Consider the following 26,804-nt stretch of genomic DNA (forward strand, 5'->3'; position numbering starts at 1 on the left):
TGGGAACCAGATGAAGACCAGCTTTCCCGTCGACGGCATCGCCCTGGATCGCGACAGTCCCGCCAATCTGCACCGGCAGCTCTATGTCCAGTTGCGCGGCCTGATCGAACGGCGCGTGCTGCCGAGCGGGCACGCACTGCCCTCGACACGGGTCATGGCGCGGGATCTGAATGTCGGACGCAACACGGTGATTGCCGCTTGCGACCAGCTGGCGCTGGAGGGTTATCTGGCGATACGTCCGCGCCGACCCTCGGTGGTGATGGATCTGCCGTCGCGTTCGGCAGTTGCCGAACAAATGTCGGTCGAGGACGCCAATCCGCTATCGCGGCGCGGCCAGACCATGCTTGCCCAACCCTATCATCATGGCCGGCCGGGTATGCTTGCCTTCCATCCCGGCATGCCGGACCCGGACAATTTTCCGTTCAACACCTGGTCGAAACTGCTCAGCCGTCGCGCAAAATTCGCCCATATCGATCTTTTCGGCACCTATCACGTCAAAGGCTATCCGCCGCTTTGCGAGGCCATAGCGCGCTATCTCACCGCCTCGCGCGGGGTGAAGTGCACCGCCGAGCAGATCGTCGTGACCAATGGCGCGCAGTCGGCGTTCGATCTCCTGGCCCGGCTGCTGATCGATGACGGCGACACGGTGTGGATGGAGGAGCCTGGCTATTACGGCGCCGGCTCGGCATTCGTCTCGGCCGGCGCGAACCTGGCGCCGCTGCGCGTCAGCAATGCGGGCTGGGATCTCGGTCCGCCCGATGTCGTGCCCCGCATGATCTTCGTGACGCCCTCCTGCCATCACCCGCTCGGCATAACCATGCCGATGGAACAGCGGCTCAATCTGCTGCACATGGCCGAGACCTGGCGTTCGTGGATCATCGAGGACGACTATGACGGCGAATACCGGTTCCAGGGCCAGCCCATTCCGGCACTGCAGGGCATCGGCGCGTCGAACCGCGTGGTCTATGTCGGCACTTTCGCCAAGATCCTTTTCCCGGCCATGCGGCTGGGCTTCATGGTGGCGCCCAAGGCGATCGACCATACGATCGTCTCGGCGCTGAGCGTGAGCGGCCAGTTCGCCCCCTTGCTGACCCAGGCCGCGCTGGCGGACTTCATGAATGAGGGGCATTTCACCCGCCATCTCAGGCGCATGCGGCGGCTCTACGCGGAGAGACGGCAGTTCTTCCTGGAAAGCGCTCAACGGCACCTCGGGGAATGGCTGGATTTCCATGCGACCGAATCCGGCATCCAGGTCGTCGGCATTTTCCGCGACAGATGCAGCGACAGGACAGTTGCCGAGGCGGCGCTCCAGCAAGGCATCAACGTGTCGGCCCTGTCGATCCAGTACCGCCACGGCACGCAGCAGAACGGCCTTGTCATGGGCTTCGCGGCCGCCGATGCGCAGACGACCGAAAGGACGATGCAGAAGTTTCGCACCGTGATGCAAAGCCATTTTTCGCGAATGAATGATCCCGGGTAAGCAACTGGGATTATTCGTTTAAGCCTGGCTCGTGCTGGTGGGTGGCGCTTGCCCAGATCGGCCATCCGTGGCCGACAGCGCACCTCGTCGATCGGCCTGCCAAGTGCGGCGAAGCGCGTGGCTGCTTGCTCGAATGCCGCCACGGCCCGGGTTTTGTTACGCTCGGCGCGGCGCTGCACGCCGCGCGCTTCCCACACGGCAAGGAACCCGGGCTTCGACGAAGGCGGGCGCCGATGGGTTATCACCAGCGCCCGTCTCCGCTTCAGGCCATCTGCAACTGCCTGCGCGGCAGCGGCGGGAAGGCGATCGCTATGCCGGCGGCGCCCAGGCCGATAAGGGCCGAGCCGATGAACAGCCAGTGGTAGCTGGCATAGGCATCGAAGACCATGCCGCCGGCGAGCGGGCCGAGCGCCATGCCGAGGCTGGACAGCATGGTGGCGGCGCCGAACACGGTACCGAGGATGCGCTGGCCGAAATATTCGCGCGCCAGCACGGCATAGAGCGGCATGACGCCGCCATAGGTGGCGCCGAAGATGACGGCCAGCACATAGAACTGGTCGAGCTGGCTGACCGAGAGATAGCCGGCAATGACGATCGCCTGGATCACCAGACCCGCGATCAGCACCGGCTTGACGCCGAGCCGGTCGGCCAGCACGCCGTAGAGAAGCCGGCCGCCCAAGCCGGCGAGGCCCTCGACGCTGTAGATCGTCACCGCCGCCATGGGGGCGACGCCGCACAGCATGGCGTAGCTGACCATATGGAAGATCGGCCCGGAATGGGCGGCACAACAGGCGAAAAAGGTCAGCCCGAGCACGATGAATTGCGGCGAGCGCAGCGCTTGGCCCACGCTCATGCCAGCCCCTTCGGCAACAGGCGCGGAACCGACATCCGCCACAGCGGGCTTTGGCGGCTGGCGCACCAGAAGCACCGCCGGCAGCAGCAGCACCCAGGCCATGATGCCGATGTCGAACATGGCGGTGCGCCATTCATAGGCCGAGATCAGCCAGCGGGCGAAAGGCGAGATCGTCATCGGGGCGACGCCCATGCCGGCCGAGACCAGTGAAACCGCAAGGCCGCGGTTGGTGTCGAACCAGGCCGTGGTCAGCGCGATCATCGGCGCGAAGAAGGCGCTGGCGGCAAGCCCGACGAGGACACCATAGCTGATCTGGAAGGTCAGCAGCGAGCCGGCGCGGCTCGCCACCACAAGTGCCAGGCCGAGCAGCACGGCACCGATCGCCACGACGATGCGGGCGCCGAAGCGGTCGGACAGCGCGCCCCAGGCGAAGCCGCCAAGGCCCATGACCAGGAAGTTGAGCGTCATGGCGCTCGAAATGCCGGCGCGCGACCACTGCGTGTCGATCGCCATCGGTTCGAGGAAAATCGCCAGCGAAAACATCGTCCCGATGGCGACACAGGACATCAGCGCACCAGCGGCGACGATGACCCAACGATAGGAAAGGTTCATGCAAATCTCCCATGCCAGAGGGCAGCGCCCAGCGCTGCTTGCGTCCGAAGGACGATGGCACCGAAACCGATCCTACAATCCGGTTGCATTTTTTATCCAGTCCGAAACGCTGCACCAGGCATCCGGGCCGCTCTGTGGCACCGGTCAGATCGGCAGTTCCGACGTGTACTTGATCGTCCAGCTCGGCACGTCGGTCTTGACGTTCTGGACGCCCTTGATGCGGCTCAGATGCTCCGACTGGAAGCGGCGATAGTCGTTGACGTCGGCCGCCACCACGCGCACCAGGGCATCGCAGTCGCCGAGCATCAGGTAGCACTCCATGACCTGGGGCAGCTTGGCCACTTCGCTGGCGAAGTGCTGGACCGTGTCCTCGTCCTGCGTCTTCAGCCAGATGCGGGTGAAGAAGGTGAGGCCCTTGCCGATGCTGGCCGGGTTGAGCACGGCGACATAGCGGTCGATGACGCCGGCCTCCTCCAGGAGCTTGACGCGCCGCAGGCAAGGCGAGGGTGACAGGCCGACCTCGTTGGCCAAATCGTTGTTGGCCATGCGGCCGTTACGTTGCAGTGCCCGCAGGATGCGCTTGTCGATGTCGTCGAGCGTCATGGCTCTGGATTCCATTTTATCGGATATTTGTGACAATCAGTGCCAAAAATGGAGAGAATGCAACAATCTTCGCAACCAAATTGCCGAGAAGTGTGGGTATGTTTGCCGCCGGTATCATGAGAGTTCAAAACCGAGGGAAGCGCTGGCCGCGAGGCCGGCCGGCGGCGGAGCATAAGCATTTCACAGGCAGTCGAAGCGGCGGGCGACGGCTCGCGATCCGAGTTCCGCCGGGGCGTGGCGTCCTGCGCGCCGGTGCTGTTGGGCACCATCCCCTATGCGCTGGTGCTTGGCGCCCAGGCGGCCCAGAAAGGTTTGAACGCGCTCGAACTGTCCATGATGACGGGGCTGAACTTCGCCGGCGGCTCGGAATTCGCGGCGATCCAGTTGTGGACGTCGCCGCCGCATATCCTGCTCATCGTCGCCATCACCTTCCTGGTCAACAGCCGCCATCTGCTGATGGGAGCTGCCCTTGCGCCATTCCTGCGCGATCTGCCGCGGCGCAAGGCGTTTCCAGCACTTTTCCTACTGTGCGACGAAAGCTGGGCGCTGGGCTTGGCCGACGCCAAACAGCGTGCCGCGGCTGATATCACGCCGGCCTTCAGCCCGCGCTACTATATGGGCGCGGCATTGGCGATGTACCTGACCTGGGCTTCCTTCACCACGCTCGGCGCCTTGCTCGGCCCGATGCTCGGTCATGTCGAGACCTATGGTTTCGACATGGCGTTTCCGGCTGTCTTCCTGGTGCTGATGCGCGGCATGTGGAAAAGCGTGGCGGCGGCACGGCCCTGGCTGGTCAGCCTGGTCGTCGCGGCCCTTGTCTATCTCTTCATTCCCGGCGCCTGGTATGTCGCGGCGGGAGCTGTGTCGGGGCTGCTTGCTGCCTGGCTGATGGCAGGTGACGCATGATCGACATCACAACCCTTGTCACCATCGTGCTGATGGCCGGCGTCACCTATCTCACGCGGATCGGCGGCTATGTGATGCTGCGCAACCGCGTGCTCAGCGCGCGTGCGACCGCGGTGATGGAGGCGGCGCCCGGTTGCGTGCTGATCTCGGTCATCGCGCCGGCCTTCGTGTCGCGCAATCCCGCCGACCTTCTGGCGCTGGCCATCACCTTCATCGCGGCGACGCGGCTTTCCATGCTCCCGACCGTGCTGATCGGCGTCGCTGCGGCGGGGCTGCTGAGGCATTTCATCGGGTAGTCCAGATTACAGCCTTGGATCGATTGGCTCGCTCTCCAGCGCCAGGACGCCGAAAACACACTCGTGAACACGCCGCAACGGCTGCCTGGCGACAAAGCGCTTGAGCGCCTCGTGCCCGAGCGCGAACTCCCGGAGCGCCAGGCTACGCTTGCCGCTTAAGCCTCGTTCCCGCAGGCGCACGAGATTGTCCGGCGCGTCGTATTCGGGACCATAGATCATGCGCAGATACTCCGGGCCGCGCACTTTCAGCGCCGGCTGGATAATCCCATTCTTGTTCCGACTGACGAAGTCGCGCGGCTTCACCACCATGCCTTCGCCACCTGAGCCGGTCAGCGTCTCCCACCAGACGACAGCCTCCGCACATGCGGCGGCGTCGGCCAGATCGACCACCCGCCATTGTGTTCGCGTTACCGCGCCATCGCCGGCAGCCAGGCGATCTGCAAGCGTCATGTGCCAGAAATGATCCTGGTCGAACCAGACACGCCCCTCACTGGCGAGCAGGTGGAACGGCGCAACCTTCAGGTCCTCTATGCCCGAGACCGGCCAGACGTAAGGCGCCCAGGCGGTGGCGTATCTGGCCGCGCGCGCGGCCCGGTCCTCAAGGCGCGCGTCAAGCGCGGCCGCATCGACTTCACGCGCCATCGCTCGGGCAAGCGCCTCACGGCTGGCCTGGAGGCCTGCGGCCGCAGACGTCGCCACCGGGGCATACTGGCTTTCGATAAGGCTGCTTGCCTTGGCCGACCACGGCATGATCTCAGCATCCAGCAGCAGCCAGTCGCTGTTCAATTCCTTCCACAGACCGGCAGCGTCGACGCTGGCGCGCAGGCGGGCAAGCATAGCCTCCGTCATGCCGCTGTCGTTGAAAAAGGATCGCCCGGTCCTGGTCCAGATCGCGCCGGTCTCGTCGCCCGGGACCCCGAACCGGCCGCGCGCCGTCAGCGCGTTTCTGCACAGCGCGATGACTGCCCGCGAACCCATGTGCTTCTCCTGGCACACTGTTTGGGCGACGCCACGCTCACGGAAGTGAGCGAAGGCTTCCTCCGGACGCTCCAGCCAGCCGCCTTGGCTGCAGGTCTCGGATGGCGACATCGTGGGCGGCAGATATACCAGCCACTGCGGCGATAGCGCAAAGCGGCTCATCACCTCGAGTGCAGCCGACGCGTTCTCCTCGGCCACGACGACCCGGCCCCTTAGTTCGGTCTCGATCCAGCGGCGCCCGGAGACATCCTCATAGTCGAGCACGCCGTCGGCATCGGCCTGTGCCGATTTGCCGAGGCCGGATCCACCGAGCGGACGCACTGGTTCGGACCAGATCTGGGTTGCCGGGACGTCGACCAGTTCGCGTTCCGGCCAGCGCAATGCCGTCAGTTTGCCGCCGAACACGCACCCGGTGTCGATACAGAGGGTGTTGTTGACCCATTCGGCCGACAGCACTGGCGTATGTCCATAGACCAAGCTCGTCTTGCCGCGATAGGCCGCTGCCCAGTCGGCCCGGACGGGGAGGCCGAATTCGTCTATTTCGCCCGTGGTTTCGCCATAGAGGGCGAACTCACGCACAGCGCCGGAGCCGCGCCCGATCATGTCTTCCTTAAGACCGGCATGGGCAACGGCGAGGCGGCCCTCGTCCAACCAGACGTGGCTGCGCAGGCTGTCGAGGAAGGCCGGCAAAGCCTCTCGCAGGCCGCGATCCTGAGCGTCCAACTGGTCGATGGTTTGTTGCAGCCCGTGGGCGATCGTAACCTTGCGGCCCTCCAACCAGCGGCTGAGCTTGCGTTCGTGATTGCCCTGGACACAATAGGCGATTCCGGCCGCGACCATGCTCATGGCGATGCGCAAGGCGTCGGGCACGTTGGGACCGCGATCGACGAGGTCGCCGACAAAGACGATCTTGCGACCTTCCGGCGGCGTCACAGTAACGGTTCGTTCGCCATGATCCTCGGACCAGGCGACGCTGTAACCGAGTTGCTCAAGCAGGGCCTGAAGTTCATCGGCGCAGCCGTGGATGTCGCCTATGATGTCGAACGGACCATGGTCGCCGCGCTTGTCGGTCCACAATGGCTGGCGCGAGACCTTGGCCGCGTCGATACCGGCCTCGCTAGTAAGTTTCCAGACCTGACGGAAACCTTCGCGTTGCAGGCCGCCGAGGCCCTTGCGGATTTCGGTCGTCATGCGCTGGACCACGCCAGCGCCGAATGGCCGGTCGGGCCGCAACGCGTTGCGCGCGACGCAGACATCGACGCCTGGATCGATGACCAGAGCGATCGGCAAAGCGTGCCATTTTCGCGCCAGTTCAACCCAGGCCTTGCGGTCCGCGGCTCGCACATTGGTGGCGTCGATGACCGCCAGCTTGCGATGCTTGAGCCGTTTGCCGGCGATCTCGCGCACTAGATCGAAGGCGTCGGCCGACACGTCCTGATCAGTCTCGTTGTCGCAGACGAGTGCGCGGCAGCGATCCGAGGAGATGATTTCGGTCGGCAGGAAGTGCCTGGCGGCGAAGGTCGACTTGCCTGATCCGGTCGAGCCGATCAGCACGACGAGAGCGAAGTCAGGGATGGTGAGGTCGGTCTTATCGGGCTCTCTCATCGGGTGAACACCGCCATCTGTGTCGGCGCGCCAAGCACGGGGTCCACGGCTCCGATGCCACTGAAGGCAGCATCATAGTCATAGGTCTCGCCGATCTTAGCCGCCCAGGCTTCAAACCGAACCCGGCTCCATTCGAAACGATGATCCGGATGGCGAAAGGCGCCAGGGGCCAGATTGGGGAACAAAGCGTTGTAGTCAGCGTTCGGCGTGGTCACTATCACGGATTTGGGCGCTGTCTCGCCGAAGACCACACGTTCAATCAGAGGCAGCCTGTCTTCGTCGAGATGTTCGATGACCTCGACCAGCACGGCGACGTCAGCTTCAGCCCAGCGGCTGTCGCGATATGTCAGCGATCCATGCAGCAGCGTGACACGACCTTCGGGCGGCCCGCCGAACTCGTTCAGCTTGAGGCGCTTGGCAGCCCATTCCAGTTCGCGGACTGCGGGGTCGAGTCCGAACAGCCTGTGGACCCATCGCTCGCGCACGAGCCGATACAGCAGCTTGCCTTCGCCGCATCCCAGATCCGCAACACTGGTCGCGCCGGTTGCTCGAATGGCTTGCACCACAGCATCCATGCGCAGATCATTCAGCCGGATGGGCGCCTCCAGCGCCTCCTCGGGCGCAGCCCGAGCTTCGGGAGGCAGGGCCTCACCGACCGTCTCGGGGGCCAGACGCTCGAGCGCGATACGAGCCAACGCACGCCGGTTGCGCAGATAACGACGCACGATCAGGTCTTTGGCCGGATGGTTCTCCAGCCAGCCTTCGCCCTTGGACAGAAGCTTGTCGATCTCGGCCTCGCCAACCCAGTAGTGCTTGGCGTCGTCCATCACCGGGATCAGGACGTAGAGGTGGTTGAGAAGGCTGCTTAGCCGGCCAGTGCCAGTCAGCCTCAGGCGACCGTATCGTGGCTCGCCAGTTCCAGATCCTATATTTTCGATCGGCGTCAGGTCGACGGCCCATCCCAGAGGTTCGAACAGATCTCGAACCAGAGCCTCACCGCCGCGCATCGGCAGCGGGGTCACCACGGCTTCGAGCGGCAGGTCGCTGTCGGCCAGTTGCTGGCGCTCCTTTGATATGCCAGTCATCGCGGTCCGCAGCACCTTGTTCAATGCCACCGACAGGAAGGACGATGCCGCATACGGCCGATCGTTTACATACTGGTCCAGCAAGCCTTCCGCCTGACCCTTGCCCCGCACGAGCCCTATCGGGTCGACGTCCAGCAGAAGCACAGCCTCGCAACGCTCATCGGTCGCTTCCGGATAGAACAGCCAAGCCTTGCCGAAGGACAGGTCAGTCTCATGCAGACGTTCGGGATGCTTGTGCAGCAAGAAGCCGAGATCTGTGGCTGGACGATGCGTTGTGGCGACGGAAAGGAACATCAGCGACCGATAACGCAGACAAGCAGAATAACCAATGGCGTTGCGCGGCAATCTATCCAACGCAATACATCCATTTTCCATACGCAACCTGTTGCGCCGCTTGCCAAGCAAAAAGGCAGGCACCGAGGTGCCTGCCTTTTTTAATTCGGGTGGATGATCGAGGCGCCTTACGCGGCAGCGGCGGCCTGCTGGCTGGCGACCACGGCGTCGACCTTGGCGGTCGCCTTGGCGAGCGCCGCGGTGACCGCGTCGGGGCCCATGCCGACGCCTTCGATGCGGATGACGTCGACGTCGGTCATGCCGAGGAAGCCGAGCACGCCGCGCAGATAGGGAATGGCGTGATCGAACTGCACGGCCGCACCTTCCGAATAGATGCCGCCCGAAGCCAGTACGATATAGACCTTCTTACCGGTGACGAGCCCCTTGGGGCCGTTCTCGCCATAGGCAAAGCTGCGGCCGGAGCGGGCGATGTGGTCGACCCAGGACTTCAGCGTCGAGGAGATGTTGAAGTTGATGAAGCCGGTGGCGAGGATCACCGTGTCGGCGGCAAACAACTCGTCGAGCACGACATCGGAGACGCCGACGACTTCAGCCTGGCGCGGGGTGCGCGCTTCGGCCGGCGTGTAGATGCCGGTCGAATAGTCGGCATCGATATGCGGCAGCGGGTTGGCGACGAGGTCGCGCACGACAAGCGTGTTCGACGGATCGGCGGCGAGGAGCTTTTCGGCGAATTCGGTGGCGATGCGGGTCGAGTGCGAGGCAGCGCCGCGCGGGCTTGAGGTAACGAGAAGAATGGACATGGCGGGTCTCTCCAGTGGAATGAATTGTCCCGCTAGATATGGGATATCCATCCATCAGATAAACTGGTATATTTTATATACGATCCATCCACAAAATAGATACAACGATGCAGCCCAATCCGACACTCGACCAGCTTCAGATATTCGTTGCCGTCGCCGATAGCGGGAGTTTCTCGGCCGCCGGCCGCAAGCTCAACCGGGCGCAATCCGTCATCAGTTATGGCATCGCCAATCTCGAGGCGCAGCTGGGGCTGAAGCTGTTCGAACGCGAGGGCACGCGCGAGCCGCAACTGACCGAGATCGGCCGGGCGATGCTGGAGGATGCAAGGCGCATGATCGGCGTGCTGCAGCGTATGCGTTCGCGCGTCGATGGCCATCATCATGGGCTGGAGGCCGAAGTGGCGCTGTCGGTCGATGCGACGTTGCCGTCGCCCGTGCTGGTGCGGGTGCTGAAGGCGTTCGAGGCACAGTTTCCGACCGTGATGCTGCGCCTGCATATAGGCTCGCTTGGATTGATCCCCGACCATGTCGTCAATGGACAGGCGGATCTCGGCATTGGCGGCCTGCTGGGCAAGGTCGACGTCCATCTCGTGCGCATCGGCTTCATGTCGATGGTGCCGGCGGCGGCACCCAACCATCCCCTGGCGCTGCTGCCGAAGCCGGTGAAGATCGAGGATGTGCGCGAGCACACGCAACTTGTCGTCACCGATCAGTCCGAACGCACCAAGGGGCGCGACTACGGCGTCTTTGCCTACCGCACCTGGCGGCTTTCGGACATGCGCACCAAGCATACGCTGATGCGCGAGGGGCTGGGCTGGGGTGGGCTGCCGCGCTGGCTGATCGCCGACGACCTGGCCACCGGCCGCCTGGTGGAACTTGATCTCGAACCCTACGAGGAAATCAGTTCGCCATTGTTTGCCATGCACCGCAACGATCGCAGCCCGAAGCCGGCCGCCGCCTGGCTGATCGAACGGTTCAAAAGCGAACTCGGCTGCTTCAACGAGTTCGAGCCGGGCGAGGTGCCTGACGAGGAAGCGCCGGAGACAATCCATCAATCAGCGCCATGAGCACGGCGCGGTAATCCTGCGCCGAAGCGCCGGCCTCGATGGCCAGCGCGGCGCGGTCGAAGGCGGAGGCGAGCAGCGCGGTTAGTGCATCCACCGGCAATCTCGTCATCGTGTTGGCCCGCATCGCCGCGACCAGGCCCTCGCGCAGCGAGCGGTTGCCGTGGCGGTTGTCGATCGCATCCATGGCGGCGCGGCCAAGCACGGCGGGGCCATCAAGCAGCAGCAGCCGCGTGCGGCCGGGCGCGCGCATGGCGTCGAGATAGGCGTCGGATCCAGCGATGAGCGCATCGCGGGCTTCGAGCGAGGATGGCGACGCGCGCTCGATCTCCTGCGCCACCGCCTGTGCCTCCTGATCGACCACGGCGGCGAACAGCGCCTGTTTATCGGCGAAGTGATGGTAGAGCGCGCCGCGCGTCACGCCGGCCGCGGTGACGATCTCCGGCGTGCCGGTCTCGGCATAGGATTTTTCCGTGAACAGTTTTCGCGCCGCCGCGATCAAATCGGCGCGCGTCGCCTCGGTGCGGTCGCGATTGGAACGGCGCGTGGATTCCTGTTGCATACATGCAGCCTGTATGTTAATTCGATTTACATGCAGACTGTATGTTATGTCCACGGAGAAGGAAAGATGAAGACCACGAGCTACTATCCGGTGCTGATGACCGGCGACGTCGCCGGGACGGCGGCCTTCTATGTCGAGCATTTCGGCTTCCGGCCGCTGTTCGAAAGCGACTGGTATGTGCACCTGCAATCGGTGGACAGCAAACGCGTCAATCTCGGCATCGTCCAGGGCGACCACGAGACGATCCCGCAAGAGGGGCGGGGGCGCACCTGCGGCCTGCTGATCAATTTCGAGGTACGCGACCCCGATGCGGTCTATGAGCGGATCCTCGCCGCCGGCCTGCCGATCCTGCGAACGCTGCGCGACGAGCCCTTCGGCCAGCGCCATTTCATCACCAGGGACCCCAACGGCGTGCTGATCGATGTCATCAAGCCGATCCCGCCCAGCGAGGCGTTCCTGGCGCAGTACGCGCAGGGCGCGGCGGGGGTTTGAGCCTCAGCCCGCCCTTGCCACAGGCGTTACCGCCACCTGGCTGACGCCGGTGCGGCGTACCACCGTGCACAGCGTCTCGCGGCCGATGCGCTCGGCGTCGAGCATGCGCACGAGGTCGTCGACGCCGGTGACCGGGCGGCCGTCGATCGCGGCGATGATGTCGCCTTCCTTCAGCCCTGCCTTGGCCGCCGGGCCGTTCTTTTCGACGCTGCGCAGCCGCACGGCCGTGCTGGTCGACACTTGCGACAACAGCGCCGCGCGGCGCGGCAGATTGGTGGTGTCGGCGGAGACGCCGATGAAGGCGCGCCGCACGCGGCCGAAGCGGATGATCTCCGAAATGACGAAATTGGCGGTGTTGGAGGCGACCGCGAAGGCAATGCCTTGCGCGCCGTGGATCATGGCGGTGTTGACGCCGATGACCTCGCCGGCCGACGACACCAGCGGCCCGCCGGAATTGCCGGGATTGAGCGCGGCATCGGTCTGGATGACATCGTCGATCAGCCGGCCGGTCGAAGCGCGCATCGAGCGGCCGAGCGCCGAGACGACACCCGAGGTGACCGTCCATTCGAAGCCGAGCGGATTGCCGATGGCGATGGCGATCTGGCCGCGCCGCAGCCGCTTGGAATCGCCGAGCGGCGCGACGTCAGTGAAGCTGCCATCGGCGCGCACCAGCGCGATATCGGTGTCGGGATCGCGGCCGAGCACGCGACCCTCGCTTGAGGCGCCGTCGGGCATCGATACGCGCACCGTCCTGGCATCTCCGACGACATGGAAATTGGTGACGACCAGCCCGTCCGGCGCGATGACGAAGCCGGAGCCATGGCCTCCCTGGCCGCCAATGCGCTCGATGCGGCAGACGGCCGGGCCGATGCGGTCGACCGCGTCCGCCACCGTCATCGAATAGGCGTCGAGCAGCGTCTCGTCAGATTGGAAATTGGCGATGGCGAGGGCCATGGATGGGCTCCGTGTTTTCAGGCTTGATCGTGACTATATGTGCGGAGCGGCTGGAACGGCCGCGACCTGACCAGATGGCCAGTCAAACCGCCAACTAGCCGTCAGGCGAGTACCTCCAGGGGCGCCGTCGGGCGATATCTGGGACATGACGAACCCCAGGAGACATCCATGAGTGATTTCAATTTGAATGCATTTTCGCAAGCCGTTGCCGACCTTGCCGCCAAGGCGGCGCCAGCAATGGCGAGCTTCGCCACCCACCACCATCGCACGGCAAGCGCCTTCCACTGGAGCGACGGCTATTTCGTCACCGCCGAGGAGGCTGTCGAGGCCGGCGAGGAGATCGAGCTGACGCTGGCCTCTGGCGGGACGGTGAAGGCCGAACTGGTCGGCCGCGACCCGTCGACGGGCGTTGCCCTGTTGAAGCCCGCGGATGCGGCCGGCGTGCCTATCCTTGCCAGGGCCGATGCCGTTCGGCCGGGCAACATTGCCATCGCCATCGGCAACAGCCAGGGCTCGGCGCTGGCGGTGTCGGGCTCGGTCGGTGAAGTCGGGCCGGCCTGGCGCTCGATGCGCGGCGGCACGATCGACAGGCGCATCCATCTGGCTGTCGGCGCCGGCGGCCGCTTCGAGGGCGGCCCGGTGCTGGACGCCAAGGGCGCGCTGATCGGCATGCTGTTGTTCGGGCCGCGCGGGCGTGCGCTGGTCATGCCCTATGAGACGATCGAGCGGGCAGTGGCGACATTGCGTGAAAAGGGCCATGTCGCGCGCGGCTATCTCGGCGCGGGCCTCCATCCGGTGCGCGACCGCGACGCCCATGGCGCGATGGTGATGAGCCTCGACGACGCCGGTCCGGCCAAGGCCGCCGGCCTGTCGCTGGGCGACATCATCGTGGCGTGGAACGGCGAGGCCGTGCATGGCCCGCGCGACCTGATCCGTCGGCTCGGCCCTGACAGCGCCGGTGCTTCCGTGACGCTTGGCGTGGTGCGTGGCGGTGAACAGCGCGACGTGACATTGACCATCGGCGAAAAGCCGCTGAGCTGAGAGGATTGATGGAAACACTCGCCGGCGACCGGATCGTGAGCAACAGGGCCGCTTCGCGGCAACTGGTGGTGCTGATTGCGCTTGGCGATGCCGCGCGCGCCGAGCGCCTGGCCGCCACGCTTGCCGCCAGCGACGACCTGCTGCCGGTGGCGGCCGGCGGCGGCAGGGCCGATGTCGCCATCATCGATGACAGCAGCGGAGATGCCGTGCCGGCCTCCACACCGCGCGTGCTGCTGTCAGGACGCACCGGCGGCGGGCGGCCCGCCGGTGAGGTGTTTGCGGTCATGCCCGCGGGCGCCGACGGTCTGCTGATCGCCGCGGCGGCGCGGCTGGCGGCGGCCGGCTATCGCGTCACGGGCGAGGGCAGAAGCGGACACCGTGAGGATTTCCATACGGGCGAAAGCGAGCCGTTCGAGGATGACGTCCTGGACGAGCATGCCGCCCGGCCAGCGCTGTCGCCGCGCGAGGCCGAAGTGCTGGCGCTGCTCGCCGAAGGCGCGCCCAACAAGGTGATCGCGCGGCGGCTCAACATTTCCGTGCACACGGCGAAATTTCACGTCGCGGCGATCCTGATCAAGCTGGGGGCGGCCAACCGCACCGATGCCATTGCGATTGCGATGCGGCAGGGGCTGGTGCTGGTTTAGGGGCCGACGTCAGGCAGATATGGCGGTCATATTCAAAGTCAGCGCTGCCCCTCATCCGCCTGCCGGCACCTTCTCCCCGTATAGTGACGGGGAGAAGGAAGCTACCGCGACCTCGCCGCTCCTCTTGCTGCGTTGATGATTGGCGAAGGCCGCGATGATAGCGTCTTTCTCCCCGTCACTATACGGGGAGAAATGCCCGGCAGGGCAATGAGGGGCAGCGCGACCCTGTGGATGAGATCATCATCTAGTGGGAATTCCGAGTTCGTCGTAACCGAGTATCTCATCCTCGGTCATTGGGGGATCCCGCATTGGTACCCGACTTGCTCGCTCTGAAATTTCCCTAAGCTTCACGATCAGGTCAGATTCGTGCTGCCGGGACGCCGCGTTTTCTCGATCAAGTGCATTCTCCAGGCTCTGCCGAATCGCTTCCGTCAGCGACACGCCGCGGCTGCGTGCAAGCTCGCGCGCCAACTGCTCCACTTCGGCATTCTTGATCGACAACGCCATTGATGATCTCCCATTCGCAATGGAATTATATGCTAAATCCTGTTGTAGTTTCACACCGTTTTGCGGCCACCTCGGCATAAGACCCTCCGCAGCGTCACCATGGCGTTGCGTCGCGAACTCTTGTATCCGGCAGCGGCACGGGCAAGGATCGCGCGGACGAAGAGATATCAGGGAAGCGGAGGATAAATGTCGCTCAAGGGAAAGACGCTGTTCATCTCCGGCGGGTCGCGCGGCATCGGGCTGGCGATTGCGCTGCGGGCGGCGCGCGACGGCGCCAATGTGACGATCGCCGCCAAGACCGCCGAATCGCATCCCAAGCTGCCGGGCACGATCTACAGCGCGGCGCAGGAGATCGAGCAGGCCGGCGGCAAGGCGCTGCCTGTGCTGTGCGACATCCGCGAGGAGGCGCAGGTGGCCGAGGCTGTTGCAAAGACGGTGGAGAAATTCGGCGGCATCGATATCTGCGTCAACAATGCCAGCGCCATCCAACTCACCGGCACGCTGGAGACCGACATGAAGCGCTACGACCTGATGCATCAGATCAACACGCGCGGCACCTTCCTGGTCTCCAAAATGTGCATTCCACACCTGAAGTTAGCCGATAATCCTCACATCCTGAATCTGGCGCCGCCGCTCGATATGAAGGCCAAGTGGTTCAAGAACCATGTCGCCTACACCATGGCCAAGTTCGGCATGTCGATGTGCACGTTGGGGATGAGCGCGGAGTTCGCCAAGGACGGCATCGCGGTCAATTCGCTGTGGCCGATCTCGACCATCGACACGGCGGCGGTGCGCAACCTGCTCGGCGGTGCGACGGTCGCGGCGATGAGCCGTTCGCCCGACATCATGGCCGACGCCGCGCACGCCATCTTCATGCGGCCGTCGCGCGAGGCATCCGGCAATTTCTACATCGACGAAGAAGTGCTGCGCGCCGAGGGCGTCGGCGACTTTTCGATCTATGCGCCCGGCGCGGCCGGATCGTTGGCGGGCGACTTTTTCGTGCCGGACGAGGTGTTTGCCCGCACGGACAGCAAGATCAAGAGCATCTACTAGCTCTTCAAAGCAGGACACATCACTTCGAGATAGGCTCCAACAGTTTCGTCATTCTGGGGCGAAGCAAGGAGCGAAGTGACGCGGCGCAGACCCCAGAATCCATGCCGGGACTCTGGCGTGTCGCCACGGTGCAGAATTCTGCGCCGCCGCACTCTACGGCCGAGAGCACGGAATGGATCCCAGGGTCTTCGCGACGCCGCTACGCGGCTGCTCCGCCCTAGGATGACGAAGTCGGGGCCACCTTGGCCAGTCTGTGACGAGGGTCAGCCTGCCTTGCCCTTCTTGCCTTTGCTCAGACCCATAAGCCGATCGATATAGGCCAGCATCAGCGCCGAGACGACGAAGGCGAGGTGGATGATGGTCAGACCAGGCCGTCGCTCTTTGCAAGATGGATCCAAAGCAAAAAACCCCGCCGGAGAGGGCCGGCGGGGCTCAATACGTCCCGCTGGAGTCGGGACGGGGCAGGGAACGCCCAGCCCTGAATCTGGGGTCAGCAAGCCTGTGATTCAATGAGCGGCTTCCGATGCCGGTACAAATCTTCTTGAGCCCGGGGGCTGGACCCGAGCCTTTCCCATCCCCGATCGAGCCGGGGATGGGTGCTTTTCGCATTGAGTCCGCAAGCCAGGTCATGGTTTTGAAATCATGACCTAATTGTTGCTGGCGACCGGTGCCACCAGCGAGGTGATGCGGCGGATGGCGACACGCCGGTTCTCGCGGTTGGGCGCCGAGGTGTTGACCTTCAGATACTGCTCGCCATAGCCTTGCGTCGTCAGGTTCTCCGGCGGGATGCCAAAGGCATTGGTCAGCGCTTCGGCAACCGCTTCGGCGCGGCGGTCCGACAGAGCAAGGTTCGCTTCCGGCGTGCCGACGGCGTCGGTGTGGCCCTCGATCAGGAAGGTCTCGGCCGGGTTCTTCTTCAGCAGTTTCTCCATGGCGCTAGCGACGCCCTCGAGCTTTTGCACCTCGGTGTCGGAGATCGAGGAGGAGCCGAATTCGAAGTTCAGCGTGTCGAGGTCGACGCGGCGTGCAATGTCGCGCACGCGGGCCGAACGCTTGACCTCGTCGATCGAATAGAGACGCTGGACCCTCTCCACCGGCGGCTGGTCGAGGAAGGTGTAGTAGTCGTCGGGACTCTCGACATCCTCCGAATCCAGGATGTAATCACGGCGTGGGATGGTCAGCCGCATCGGTGGCAGGTCGTCGCCGGGATCGCGCCAGTCGCCCTCATCCTGATAGTCCCGCTCGTCGACATAGCTCAGCACATATTCGCGCCCATCCGGCGTGATGCGCGAACGCTGGATGACATCGCCGTAACGGTTGCGGATGGTGACGATCTGGACGCCATTGTCGCGCTGGACCGTCTCGCGTGTACGGCCCTGCGACAGATCCTCGTAATAGACGTCCTTGGCGCCGCGGTTCATCCGCGAGCCCTCATTGCTCTGCACGATCGTCTGGCCGCCGAGCTGGATGATGACGCGGTCGCCGATCTCCTTGAGCACGTCGACGCCCTTGGGACGACGGCGGTCGCGGATGTTCTCGTCGGGGGCCCGGTCGAGGCGCTTGCCCTTCTCTTCCGTTACCGGGACGAGCGTTTCAGGCTTGATCGCTTGCTGGGCTGACTTGTCGTCGGTTGGAGGCGGGCCCTGGTCGACAGGAGCGACCGCCGGCTTCTGGCCCTGGTCGCCGCCTTGCTGGGCGTTCTGGCCACCATTCTGCTGTTCGCCATTCTGCTGGCCGTTCTGGTCGCCATGCTTGCGGCCGCCGCCCTTGCGCTGGGCATCCTTCTGGCTGTCGAGGATGGGCGCAGCGTTCTTGTCGGCGGGCGCTTCGCCCTGCACGGGGTTTTCGCCCTGGGCAGGCGCGGCCGTGTTGCCATTGGCGGGCTGTTCACCGGTTGCCGGCTTCACGCCATTGGCCGGTTGCTCGCCCGTCGCGGGCTGCTTGCCGGTCTGCGGCTGTTCGCCTGTCGCCGGCTGCTCGCCATTCGCGGGCTGTTCGCCCGCCGGCTTCCTGCCGTGCTTCTTTGTCTTGTCCTGGGGCTGCTCGCCCTGGACCGGCTGTTCGCCGGCAGGCGCGGGTTCAACCTTCGGCGTCACTGCTTCGCCGGCCGGAGCTTCTTTCGGCGCAGGGGCGGCTTCCGGCGTCACTGCAGGGGCAGCAGGCGCCTCCTTCTGCTGATCCTGCTTGTGTTTCCTGCCGGGCTTGACTGGCTGGTTGTCGTTGGCGGGCTGTGTCTCACCAGCCGGAGCCTGTTCGGCCGGCGCCTGCTCGGTCTGCTGTTGGTCGCGCTTCTTCTTGCGCGGCTGCTGATCTTCGGCGGGTGCCGCCTGTTCGGCCGGTGCCTGTTCGGTCTGCTGCTGCTGGTCGCGCTTCTTCCTGCGCGGCTGCTGCTCTTCGGCGGGGGCCGCCTGTTCAGCCGGCGCCTGTTCGGTCTGCTGCTGCTGGTCGCGCTTCTTCCTGCGCGGCTGCTGCTCTTCGACGGGTGCCGCCTGTTCGGCCGGCGCCTGCTCGGTCTGCTGCTGCTGGTCGCGCTTCTTCCTGCGCGGCTGCTGCTCTTCGACGGGTGCCGCCTGTTCGGCCGGCGCCTGCTCGGCCTGTTGCTGCTGATCGCGCTTCTTCCTGCGCGGCTGTTGCTCTTCGGCGGGTGCCGCCTGCTCGGCCGGCGCCTGCTCGGTCTGCTGCTGCTGTTCGTGCTTCTTCTTGCGGGGCTGCTGCTCCTCGGCGGGTGGAGCAGGCTGTTCGGCGGCAGGGGCTGCCTGCTCGGCCGGCGCCTGTCGGGCCTGCTGATCGCGCTTCTTCTTGCGCGGCTGCTCCTGGTCGGCCGGCTGCGCCTCGTCGGTCGGTGCGTCCTGTGCCAGGATCAGCGGCGTTCCACCACCTTGCATGGGGCCGAACGAGGCACTTCCCTGAAGCGGGAACGCGCCCAACGGCGCAGATGCCATCAACAGGCCAAGTGCGGTGCCTGCCAGAATCCATGGTTGGCGTTTCATCGAAAACTCTCCTTGTGGGGTCCCATCCTTGCCGAAACCGATCTTAGCCCGATTGGTTCCGGTTTGGCGGGGATAGACACCGTACAGGGCGATTGGCCGGCCTTTTGAAGGCAACTTCATGTCATTCGGGCGGGTTGCGGCCGCATTTCAACCGTCGTCGCGCTTGACCTCGGCGGCGGCTGGGGCCACATCCCCAAAATGAAAACGCCGTTCTGGAAAACAAAGACGCTGGAGCAGATGAGCCCGGCCGAGTGGGAATCGCTGTGCGATGGCTGCGGCAAATGCTGCCTGTCGAAGCTTGAGGACGAGGATACCGGCGAGATCTACTGGACCAGTGTCGGCTGCCGGCTGTTCGACGCGCAGACCTGCCGCTGTTCAGACTACGCCAACCGGCTGGCGCGCGTCCCCGATTGCGTCGGGCTGACGCCGCAGAATGTGCGTACCATCAGCTGGCTGCCAAGCACCTGCGCCTACCGGCTGGTGGCCGAGGGTCGCGACCTCTATTGGTGGCACCGGCTGGTGTCGGGCAGTGCGGAGACCGTGCATGAGGCCGGCATCTCGATGCGCGGCCGGGTCAAGGCGAGCGAAACCGATCTAGCCGAGCCCGAAGATTATTTTGACTATATGCTCGACGACGAGCCTTGAGGTCCGCCTCAATACGGCTCCCGACAAGGAACACGAGCAGGAATTTTTGGGCGCGCATTGTCCGAAACCTGGCGACGATTTCCTTTTCCCGCCACATGAACCGCAGATGAACGGCGGGTTCGTAAACAGTTCAGCCAGGCTGGCGCATTCTCCCATCATCGCTTTCAAGAGGACGGGCACAAGCCCGCAACAAGGAGAAGACCATGTTCAACACGGTGAAAACGGCAGCGCTCTCGGCCCTGGTCGGCCTCGGCGCGCTGACGGCCATTCCTGCCCATGCCGACAGTCTCTATCTCGGCTTCGGCAACAACCAGGATCCGCGCTTCGGCGTCTACACCGGCGACGACGGCTATCGGCATCGCCGCGATGAGCGCCGTGACGACTGGCGCGGTGACGATTGGCGCCGCGACGGCTGGCGCCGCGGCTGTTCGCCGGATCGCGCCCTCGACAAGGCGGAGCGCATGGGCCTCTACCGAGCCCGCATCGTCGACGTCAACCGCCGCGTGGTCAAGGTCATGGGCCGCCAGGACGGCGACCGCGTCGTCATCGTGTTCGCCAACCAACGCGGTTGCCCGGTTATCTATCGCTGAGGCTGCAAATCGGAGCGGCATCCTCTCCTTCGAAGATGAGCCTGGAGACATGACCCCTAGGGGGTCAGTCTGGAGACACGACCTTCTGCGAAGGTCGGTCTGGAGGCATCATCTTCTTCGAAGATGAGCCTGGACTAGCGGAGCCCCTGTCCCATCGGGCGGGCGCGGCTCGAAAAAGCCCCGCGGGAACGATCCCGCGGGGTTTTTCATGCGCGCCGGCGGACAATCCATGGCTGGGCGAAGAGCCCCGCCATGGATTGTCGACGCTGGTTAGTTCAGTTCGAAGGTGACAGTCACCTGGACGTTATAGGCGTTCTCGCCGGCCTGCACCGGCGCGGCGCCTGCCGCGGCGTCGAAAGCCTTGGCGTTGATCGGCATCGGTGCCGGCCTGATGTTCTGATCCGTGATCTCGAGCACCTTGCCGAGGCTGACGCCGGCCGCCGCGGCAAGCGTCTTGGCCTTGGCCATGGCGTCGGCCACCGCTTTCTTGCGCGCTTCGGTGACGGTGGCCGCCGGATCGTCATTGGTGAAGGCGATGCCGCCGCCCTGGTTGACGCCGAGCGAAACAGCCTTGTCGAGGATCTCGCCTGTCTTGTCGATGTCGCGCACGCGCACCGAAAGCGTGTTGGTCACCTGGTAGGCGACGAACTCGGCTTCCTGGCTCCCATCGGGTTTGTTGGTGTAGTTGTAGCGCGGGTTGATCTGGATGCCCGCCGTCTGCAGGTCGCGATCCTTGATGCCCGCCGCCTTCATCGCAGCGATCACGGCGGCCATGGCGTCGTTGTTGGCATCGAGGGCGGCACGCGCCGTCTTGGCTTCGCGCATCACGCTGAGCGACAGCAAAGCCAGGTCGGGAGGAATGGTCGCTTCGCCTTCACCCGAAACAATGATGCGGGCGGGCGTCGGCGAATCGGCGGCTCCAGCCATCGCCGGAAAAGCGACTGCAGCGGCGAGCGCGAGGGGCAAAAGATGTCTGGTCATGAAAATCTCCTTGGTCTGCGATCCAGTCGCACAGGTCGCGTAGAGCGCGATTATGGGGTGATTTGGGCGATCCGCGAAAGCCCGTCGGGAAAGCCTTGTGCCGGAAAGCGAAAAACACTAATCCATCCCGCGTGGGGCCTGTAGCTCAATGGTTAGAGCCGGCGGCTCATAACCGCTTGGTTGGGGGTTCGAGTCCCTCCGGGCCCACCAAAATTGTTTAATATCAATTAGTTATGGTCAACTCCGCTTAGAAGTGGGCCAATCTAGATTCGCTATGTCCCAGGACTCAGGTGCATTGACTCAATCCATGAGCGGGGAAGGGCGAGTTATGCCTGCTCTTAAGTTCGATTGTCCTCCGTTCGTCAGTCAGGTTTGTGCAGCCATGTATAGTCCAGCTATTTCGAGGCTGGAAAGACCCTCGGGCGATGCGTGCGGCAAAAGGCGGTAACGACGTGCGAATGGGATGGTTGCCGCGACCGATCGAGCATGCCGCGACGGCAATTAAGCTGGTGTCGATACCAGCATCTGTGACTTCTGCTGAGCCGGAATTCGACCCGAAGACGACTGAGGTCGGCCGTGGCTTGGACGACCGCTTTGCGTTGCCAGTTCGGTCGTTGAGAAGTCCGCCGCAAGATTCTGAAAGCAGTCACCCGCGCGACTAGGTGCGGCGGCCCTTTTGCGCCATTAGCAGACATTGACAGGCGCGGCACACGTCTCTGAACTCGGTCACCGGGGCCACGAAGCCGATTACGCCTCACTCGGCGCCCGATCCACTTCGCAAGTGGGACATTCGAGCCTGCGAGCGGCTCATGGCCTCTACCATGTCGCGCAATGGGATCGGCTTCTGCAGCCTCACGACATCCGCCAGCTCGGCGGGGATCACTTCGGCGCGTCTCTGGTGACAAATGCGAACGGCACGTCGCGTTGACGCAGCAAATGCACGATCTCGAACTTCGGCCCGCCACCGCCGAGATTGAGCTCGAACACCGCGGACGTCGGCGTTTCTGTTTCAAGGAGGCGGCGCGTCGCGTCGGCGTTGAGCATGGGACATGCGGGCTCGATCCTTCTCAGGACCTCGTTGCCGATCGAGTGGCTTGCGCACTAGGCCAAAAAACGCTCATTTGAAGTGTCGGCGAGGAATGACAGTCGCGGTTGTACCTTGCAGCACGACTGTCGAAAGCGCGAGGCGGTCCCGTGGGCACTGATTCAGATCGCAGAACGCTGTCATTCGGCCCCTTTCACTTGGTTCCTACGCGGGAGCTACTCGTACGCGGGGATCAACCTGTGCGGATTGGTAGCCGCGCCTTGGGGATCCTCGTCGCAATGGCCGAACGTGCTGGCGAAGTAGTCAGCAAGAGGGAGCTGTTCGACATCGTTTGGCCCAACACGGCCATCGAGGAGAGTAGTCTCAGGGTCCATGTCGCTGCCCTGCGCAAAGCGCTCGGCGAAGATGAAGGCGATAACCGCTACATCGCCACAATTCCTGGTCGTGGCTATCGCTTCGTTGCGCCAGTCGCAACATCTGGGCAACCGGCGCCGCGCCAAACAGACGCCGCCGCACGACCGCGAAGCGACGGGATAGTCGTCACCGGAATCCGCATCTTCGGCCGCGACGACTTCGTGGCCTCGCTGGACGCCCTTCTTTACGAACGGCGCTTGGTCACCGTGGTCGGTCCAGGAGGCATGGGGAAGACGTCCGTCGCACTCGCTGTCACGGAATGTGTCGCGCCGCGTTACTCCGACGGGGCATTTATCGTCGAACTCGCGCGCTTGGCTGACCCACGACTCGCCCCTACGGCGCTCGCCACGGCGCTGGGCAAGCCGGTGCGCTCCAAAGATGCGACCCCCGAGCTCCTCGAGTTCCTCCAGGACAAACATATGCTGGTCGTGCTCGATAATTGTGAGCATCTTATCGACGCGGCGGCTGAGCTGGCCGAACGGATCACCCAAAACACATCACAAGTCAGCGTCCTCGCCACAAGCCGCGAGCCCCTTCGGGCTCTCGGCGAGACGGTGGCACGATTGCCATCGCTCGGCTTCCCAACCCGGCTGCAAGGCCTCACAACGGTCGAGGCGCTCAGCTTTCCGGCCATGCAACTCTTTCTCGATCGTGCGAAGGCGACGCGAAGCGATTTCGAGCTCGACGATTCGACGGTGCCATTTGCCGCCGACATATGTCGTCGCCTCGACGGAATCCCACTTGCTATCGAGCTTGCCGCTGGCCGCGTCGACGCGTTTGGCACCCGCGAGCTTGCATCCCTGTTGGACGAACGATTTCGCGTGCTGAACCGCGGCAGGCGAACGGCTCTGCCGCGTCAGCAGACTTTGAGCGCAACCTTTGATTGGAGCTATGAACTGCTGTCGGAAAGCGAGCAGAGCGTCCTCAGGCGCCTCTCGGTGTTCGTCGGAGCCGTCTCGATGGAGCCCGCGCTTGCCGTAGCGGCGGGCAGCGGCCAATCCGAGTCCACGACAGCGGCCGTCATTGCAGGGCTGGTATCGAAGTCGCTGGTGGCGGCGGACACCACTGGACCGGCGACTCAATACAGGTTGCTCGAATCGACCCGAAGCTATGCTCGCGAGAAGCTGATCGAGGCAGGCGAGAGCCCCGCAGCGGCGCGTCGCCATGCCTCCTACTACGCCGCGCTACTTGATCGAGCGAATTCAGAGTTTCTCAGCAAGCCGCTAGCCGAGTGGATGGCCGAGTACAGCAGCTGCATCGACAACGTCCACGTTGCCATTGATTGGGCTCTATCGCCTGATGGCGACGGTGATGTCGGCGTGGCGCTGACTGCCAACGCCGTTCCGTTGTGGACTCGCCTGACGCTCCTTGAGGAATGCCGAACTCGCGTCGAACGCGCCCTTTCAGTCTGAGTCCAGATGTCGCTCGCGGAGGCAAGCGCGAGATGCAGCTCTTTGCAGCATTTGCGGCGGCCTCGACCCTTACCAAGGGACCGGGACCGGAATCGGAACTAGCCTGGTCAGCGACGCTCCAGATCGCTGAGCGGATCGGCGACATCGATTATCAACTGCGCGCACTATGGGGCATTTGGATTGGCCATCACACCGGCGAGAGCCAGGCCAAGGCCCTCGAGGCGGCGCGCCAGTTCAGAGAGGTCGCAACGCTGTCGTCGGATGTTGCCGATCCCATCGTCGGCGATCGGATCATTGGAACGGTCCTCTGGGCTCAGGGAGAACTGCAGGCCGCTCGCAACACGATGGAACAGGTCCTTCGCTCATATGTGGCTCCGTCCGACCGTTCGCACCTGATCCGCTTCCAATTCGATCAACGGGTCACGGCCTATTCGGCACTGTCTCTGACGCTTTGGCTTCAGGGTTTTCCCGAGCAGGCAATGAAGATAGTCGAGACCAGTGCGCAACTGGCACAAAACCTTGCCCACGATCCTTCGATATTTCATGCGACCGCATTGTCGGGTTGCCGGGTAGCGCTGCTCGCGGGCGACAGGCCTTCCGCCGATAGGCTGCTTGCCTTGCTGCAGGGCGCGGTAGCGAGGCAGGTCAGCTACGGCGTCTGGATTCGAGCCTACCGAGGCGAGATCATGATCCGCGACGGCGATCCTGAAGCTGGTTCGCGTTTATTGGAGATGGCTCTGACTGAGCTCCCGAAAGCGGCCTTTCACGCGCACTACGCGTCGCTTCGGGCCGCCCTGGCGCAGGGCTTCCACGCGGCGGGCCGGGCTGACGAGGCGACGACGGTGATCGAGGATGCGCTCGCACTCGCCGAACGGTCGGGGGACGTCTGGTATCTTCCAGAGTTGCTGCGGATCAAAGGAGGGTTCCTGGCCGCGCGAGGGGCAGTCGATGCGGGCGAGGAGATTTTTCTGCTTTCGCTGGACTGGGCGCGGCGGCAAGGGGCGCTTGCATGGCAGCTCCGCACGGGCATCAGCCTGGCGCGTCTCTGGTCGGAACAGGGCAGGATCGACGCGGCGCACGCGTTGCTGTCTGAGCTGCGGGCGAGATTTACGGAGGGGTTCGAGACGGTCGATCTTGTCGAAGCCGCACAGCTGCTCTCGCGGCTAGAAGACAGCCGACGGGGCGATACTGATGAGATTGAGACCGACAAGAGCGCCCGAGGGAAACTGCTGTAACCTGCCGCCTTCGGAGAGTCGGCCGAGATCGATGCCGGCCAGGCCCAGATGCGCGATCATCCTGCCGATCACCGCCTTGGCACGCGCATGGTCGCCAGAAAAGAAGATGACACGCCGTCCCGTCGCCGCCTCCGGGGGCATCAGTAGCAACTGAGGCGGCAGCGTGTTGAAGGCCTTTACGAGCCGTGCGCCGGGGACGAGGCGGGATACAATCTCGCTGGAGTTCCTCGCCAGGAAATCGGGGAGTGCGGCGGTAGGCATGTCGGGGTTCGTTGCATCGATCACGATCCTGCCGTCCCAATCGGGCACTTCCAGTAGCGCCACGGGAAGCTGGGACCATGGTACGGCGAGCACGACGATTTCCTCTTGCGCCGCCTCGGTCACGCTAGCGGCGACGGCCAGGTGCCCGAGTTCCCTTGCAAAATCCTGAAGGGTTGACCTTCCTCGTTTGTTGCTGACAACCGCCACCATACCGGCCCCCACTGCGAGGCGCGCGATGGCTGACCCGAGCCGCCCGCAGCCAATGATGCCGATCCTGGCATACTCGATATCGGCAAGACTGCTCGGACCTGGTCGGAGGGGCATGGGCTGGTTGGCTCGCGCACTACCTCCAGGATGATACATGGCGCTCCGTGAAGCGAGTGAATCGATGTGAACGCCGAAGCAGCTAGCGCAGCAATTTTTCACATCGATTCACTCGCCGGCTTAGCCCTTCCAACCTATCGTCCACCTACCGACCTGAAACGGTGCCCTCCACCGAGCGCTGGAGGCCAAGTCCACCTAAGACACGTAATGGAGGACACTGTGAGCAAAGGAAAAGTGCTTATTCTCGGGTCCAATGCGACCAGGATCGAGATCAAGGGTGGCCGGTGGGGCGCTACGGGACAGTACCTCAATGAGACGGTCGTTCCGGCAATGGCCGTCATCGATGCCGGCTATGAGGTCGTGCTCGCGACGCCGAATGGCGAAAAACCTGTTATCGACAGGGCTTCTGATGCGCCGGCGCATTTCGGCGGCGACAAGGCGGCGTACGATCGCGCCAAGGCCTTCTACGCCAACCATCCATCAATGACCCCGCGAATGCTCCGGTCGGTAATCGAAGAAGGGCTGGACAACTACGCCGGCGTATTCGCTCCGGGTGGGCAGGCCCCGGTCGTCGACCTCATGCAGGATCAGGACGTCGGTGATGTGCTGCGCCATTTCCATGAGAAGGCGAAGCCCACGGCCCTGCTTTGCCACGGGCCCATATCAGCGGTCGCCGCGATGCCCTACGCACGCGAGTTTCGCGCGGCTTTGATTGCCGAAGATCCGGACAAGGCGGCAGAGTGGGCCAAAGGCTGGCAGTATGCGGGCTACAAGATGACAATATTCTCTTCGACCGAAGAGAAGGTGATCGAGGACAACATCTTGCACGCGAAAATCTATTTCCACATGCCTTACGCGCTGACGCTCGCAGGCGCCAACGTGACCACAACTCCGGTCGATTTCGAGCCCTATGTGGTCGAGGATCGCGAACTGATCACGGGCCAGAACCCGCGTTCGGATCATCCGATAGGGGCAGCGCTGATCGCTGCGCTCGACCGCAAGCGCGAAGGCAAGCGCGCCGCCTGAGGTCCTGTGGGTCGGCCTCGGCGTCGACCCACTCTCTCGGAGAAAGAACTGA

At 64.0% G+C, this 26,804-nt stretch carries 26 protein-coding genes and 1 tRNA gene; 14 read left to right on the forward strand and 13 right to left on the reverse strand.

Features of this window, described 5'->3' with window-relative positions:
• Positions 1 to 10: 10 nt before the first annotated feature.
• Positions 11 to 1,480, forward strand: coding sequence for a PLP-dependent aminotransferase family protein (locus tag CK228_RS21660; RefSeq protein WP_095789155.1), 1,470 nt, complete (start codon positions 11 to 13; stop codon positions 1,478 to 1,480).
• Positions 1,481 to 1,742: 262 nt separating this feature from the next.
• Here CK228_RS21660 and CK228_RS21665 read toward each other — a convergent pair whose 3' ends face one another.
• Positions 1,743 to 2,945, reverse strand: coding sequence for an MFS transporter (locus CK228_RS21665; RefSeq protein ID WP_095789156.1), 1,203 nt, complete (start codon positions 2,943 to 2,945; stop codon positions 1,743 to 1,745).
• 144 nt (positions 2,946 to 3,089) lie between these two features.
• Complete coding sequence (locus CK228_RS21670) at positions 3,090 to 3,548, reverse strand: Lrp/AsnC family transcriptional regulator (RefSeq protein WP_095773733.1); 459 nt, start codon at positions 3,546 to 3,548, stop codon at positions 3,090 to 3,092.
• Between the two features lie 171 nt (positions 3,549 to 3,719).
• Between CK228_RS21670 and CK228_RS21675 the strand changes: the two genes are divergently transcribed.
• Complete coding sequence (locus tag CK228_RS21675) at positions 3,720 to 4,454, forward strand: AzlC family ABC transporter permease (protein WP_095789157.1); 735 nt, start codon at positions 3,720 to 3,722, stop codon at positions 4,452 to 4,454.
• The gene (locus tag CK228_RS21680) at positions 4,451 to 4,750 is read left to right on the forward strand and encodes an AzlD family protein (RefSeq protein WP_095789158.1); all 300 of its coding nucleotides are present in this window, start codon (positions 4,451 to 4,453) and stop codon (positions 4,748 to 4,750) included. Before CK228_RS21675 ends, CK228_RS21680 begins: the two co-directional genes overlap by 4 nt.
• Positions 4,751 to 4,756: 6 nt before the next feature.
• Here the strand turns inward: CK228_RS21680 and CK228_RS21685 are convergent, their stop codons facing one another.
• From CK228_RS21685 to CK228_RS21695, 3 genes are read right to left on the reverse strand one after another with little or no spacing between them, the layout of a single operon-like run.
• Entirely contained in the window at positions 4,757 to 7,333 is a 2,577-nt protein-coding gene (locus CK228_RS21685) for a polynucleotide kinase-phosphatase (protein WP_095789159.1), read from the reverse strand.
• Positions 7,330 to 8,835, reverse strand: a complete 1,506-nt coding sequence (locus tag CK228_RS21690; RefSeq protein WP_245438085.1) for a 3' terminal RNA ribose 2'-O-methyltransferase Hen1 — start codon at positions 8,833 to 8,835, stop codon at positions 7,330 to 7,332. Before CK228_RS21690 ends, CK228_RS21685 begins: the two co-directional genes overlap by 4 nt.
• Before the next feature lie 44 nt (positions 8,836 to 8,879).
• A complete protein-coding gene (locus tag CK228_RS21695) occupies positions 8,880 to 9,512 on the reverse strand; it encodes an FMN-dependent NADH-azoreductase (protein ID WP_095773666.1) in 633 nt (210 codons plus the stop codon).
• A gap of 107 nt (positions 9,513 to 9,619) precedes the next feature.
• On the opposite strand from CK228_RS21695, the gene CK228_RS21700 reads away from it, so the two are divergent.
• Entirely contained in the window at positions 9,620 to 10,579 is a 960-nt protein-coding gene (locus CK228_RS21700) for a LysR family transcriptional regulator (protein WP_095773667.1), read from the forward strand.
• On the opposite strand, the gene CK228_RS21705 is transcribed toward CK228_RS21700, so the two are convergent.
• Positions 10,509 to 11,138 carry a TetR/AcrR family transcriptional regulator gene (locus tag CK228_RS21705; RefSeq protein ID WP_095773668.1) on the reverse strand — a complete coding sequence of 210 codons (630 nt, stop codon included), beginning with the start codon at positions 11,136 to 11,138 and terminating at the stop codon, positions 10,509 to 10,511. The two genes, CK228_RS21700 and CK228_RS21705, sit on opposite strands and share 71 nt — an antisense overlap.
• A gap of 66 nt (positions 11,139 to 11,204) precedes the next feature.
• On the opposite strand from CK228_RS21705, the gene CK228_RS21710 reads away from it, so the two are divergent.
• A complete protein-coding gene (locus tag CK228_RS21710) occupies positions 11,205 to 11,630 on the forward strand; it encodes a VOC family protein (protein WP_095789161.1) in 426 nt (141 codons plus the stop codon).
• A gap of 3 nt (positions 11,631 to 11,633) precedes the next feature.
• On the opposite strand, the gene CK228_RS21715 is transcribed toward CK228_RS21710, so the two are convergent.
• The gene (locus CK228_RS21715) at positions 11,634 to 12,584 is read right to left on the reverse strand and encodes a trypsin-like peptidase domain-containing protein (RefSeq protein WP_095773671.1); all 951 of its coding nucleotides are present in this window, start codon (positions 12,582 to 12,584) and stop codon (positions 11,634 to 11,636) included.
• 168 nt (positions 12,585 to 12,752) lie between these two features.
• Here CK228_RS21715 and CK228_RS21720 point away from each other — a divergent pair, with 168 nt between their 5' ends.
• Entirely contained in the window at positions 12,753 to 13,625 is an 873-nt protein-coding gene (locus CK228_RS21720) for a S1C family serine protease (RefSeq protein ID WP_095773672.1), read from the forward strand.
• A gap of 8 nt (positions 13,626 to 13,633) precedes the next feature.
• A complete protein-coding gene (locus tag CK228_RS21725; RefSeq protein ID WP_095789162.1) occupies positions 13,634 to 14,269 on the forward strand; it encodes a LuxR C-terminal-related transcriptional regulator in 636 nt (211 codons plus the stop codon).
• A gap of 240 nt (positions 14,270 to 14,509) precedes the next feature.
• Here the strand turns inward: CK228_RS21725 and CK228_RS21730 are convergent, their stop codons facing one another.
• Positions 14,510 to 14,776 carry a type II toxin-antitoxin system VapB family antitoxin gene (locus tag CK228_RS21730; RefSeq protein WP_095789163.1) on the reverse strand — a complete coding sequence of 89 codons (267 nt, stop codon included), beginning with the start codon at positions 14,774 to 14,776 and terminating at the stop codon, positions 14,510 to 14,512.
• 186 nt (positions 14,777 to 14,962) lie between these two features.
• On the opposite strand from CK228_RS21730, the gene CK228_RS21735 reads away from it, so the two are divergent.
• Positions 14,963 to 15,829, forward strand: a complete 867-nt coding sequence (locus tag CK228_RS21735) for an NAD(P)-dependent oxidoreductase (RefSeq protein WP_095789164.1) — start codon at positions 14,963 to 14,965, stop codon at positions 15,827 to 15,829.
• A gap of 263 nt (positions 15,830 to 16,092) precedes the next feature.
• On the opposite strand, the gene CK228_RS36335 is transcribed toward CK228_RS21735, so the two are convergent.
• On the reverse strand, positions 16,093 to 16,227 hold the full coding sequence (locus tag CK228_RS36335; protein WP_280951033.1) for a hypothetical protein: 135 nt from the start codon (positions 16,225 to 16,227) through the stop codon (positions 16,093 to 16,095).
• Between the two features lie 249 nt (positions 16,228 to 16,476).
• Positions 16,477 to 18,819: an OmpA family protein gene (locus CK228_RS21745; protein ID WP_095789165.1), complete on the reverse strand. Its 2,343-nt coding sequence runs from the start codon at positions 18,817 to 18,819 to the stop codon at positions 16,477 to 16,479.
• Positions 18,820 to 19,017: 198 nt separating this feature from the next.
• Here CK228_RS21745 and CK228_RS21750 point away from each other — a divergent pair, with 198 nt between their 5' ends.
• Together CK228_RS21750 and CK228_RS21755 are read left to right on the forward strand one after the other, a co-directional pair.
• The gene (locus tag CK228_RS21750; protein ID WP_095773677.1) at positions 19,018 to 19,464 is read left to right on the forward strand and encodes a YcgN family cysteine cluster protein; all 447 of its coding nucleotides are present in this window, start codon (positions 19,018 to 19,020) and stop codon (positions 19,462 to 19,464) included.
• A gap of 203 nt (positions 19,465 to 19,667) precedes the next feature.
• A complete protein-coding gene (locus CK228_RS21755) occupies positions 19,668 to 20,054 on the forward strand; it encodes a hypothetical protein (protein WP_095789166.1) in 387 nt (128 codons plus the stop codon).
• A 270-nt stretch (positions 20,055 to 20,324) separates the two neighbouring features.
• Here CK228_RS21755 and CK228_RS21760 read toward each other — a convergent pair whose 3' ends face one another.
• Positions 20,325 to 21,035: an SIMPL domain-containing protein gene (locus tag CK228_RS21760; protein ID WP_095789167.1), complete on the reverse strand. Its 711-nt coding sequence runs from the start codon at positions 21,033 to 21,035 to the stop codon at positions 20,325 to 20,327.
• 134 nt (positions 21,036 to 21,169) lie between these two features.
• Between CK228_RS21760 and CK228_RS21765 the strand changes: the two genes are divergently transcribed.
• Positions 21,170 to 21,245 (forward strand) — tRNA-Ile (locus CK228_RS21765).
• A gap of 669 nt (positions 21,246 to 21,914) precedes the next feature.
• Here CK228_RS21765 and CK228_RS35355 read toward each other — a convergent pair.
• The gene (locus tag CK228_RS35355; protein ID WP_179295996.1) at positions 21,915 to 22,079 is read right to left on the reverse strand and encodes a hypothetical protein; all 165 of its coding nucleotides are present in this window, start codon (positions 22,077 to 22,079) and stop codon (positions 21,915 to 21,917) included.
• A 240-nt stretch (positions 22,080 to 22,319) separates the two neighbouring features.
• Here CK228_RS35355 and CK228_RS21770 point away from each other — a divergent pair, with 240 nt between their 5' ends.
• Together CK228_RS21770 and CK228_RS21775 are read left to right on the forward strand one after the other, a co-directional pair.
• Positions 22,320 to 23,906 carry a winged helix-turn-helix domain-containing protein gene (locus CK228_RS21770; RefSeq protein WP_280951034.1) on the forward strand — a complete coding sequence of 529 codons (1,587 nt, stop codon included), beginning with the start codon at positions 22,320 to 22,322 and terminating at the stop codon, positions 23,904 to 23,906.
• Between the two features lie 32 nt (positions 23,907 to 23,938).
• On the forward strand, positions 23,939 to 25,141 hold the full coding sequence (locus CK228_RS21775; RefSeq protein ID WP_095789169.1) for a hypothetical protein: 1,203 nt from the start codon (positions 23,939 to 23,941) through the stop codon (positions 25,139 to 25,141).
• Here CK228_RS21775 and CK228_RS21780 read toward each other — a convergent pair.
• On the reverse strand, positions 25,070 to 25,726 hold the full coding sequence (locus CK228_RS21780; protein WP_095789170.1) for an NAD(P)-binding domain-containing protein: 657 nt from the start codon (positions 25,724 to 25,726) through the stop codon (positions 25,070 to 25,072). The two genes, CK228_RS21775 and CK228_RS21780, sit on opposite strands and share 72 nt — an antisense overlap.
• Before the next feature lie 207 nt (positions 25,727 to 25,933).
• Between CK228_RS21780 and CK228_RS21785 the strand changes: the two genes are divergently transcribed.
• Positions 25,934 to 26,752: a DJ-1/PfpI family protein gene (locus tag CK228_RS21785; RefSeq protein ID WP_280951037.1), complete on the forward strand. Its 819-nt coding sequence runs from the start codon at positions 25,934 to 25,936 to the stop codon at positions 26,750 to 26,752.
• Positions 26,753 to 26,804: the final 52 nt, after the last annotated feature.

Origin of the sequence: Mesorhizobium sp. WSM4312, from assembly GCF_002294875.1 — a bacterium.
GTDB lineage: Bacteria > Pseudomonadota > Alphaproteobacteria > Rhizobiales > Rhizobiaceae > Mesorhizobium.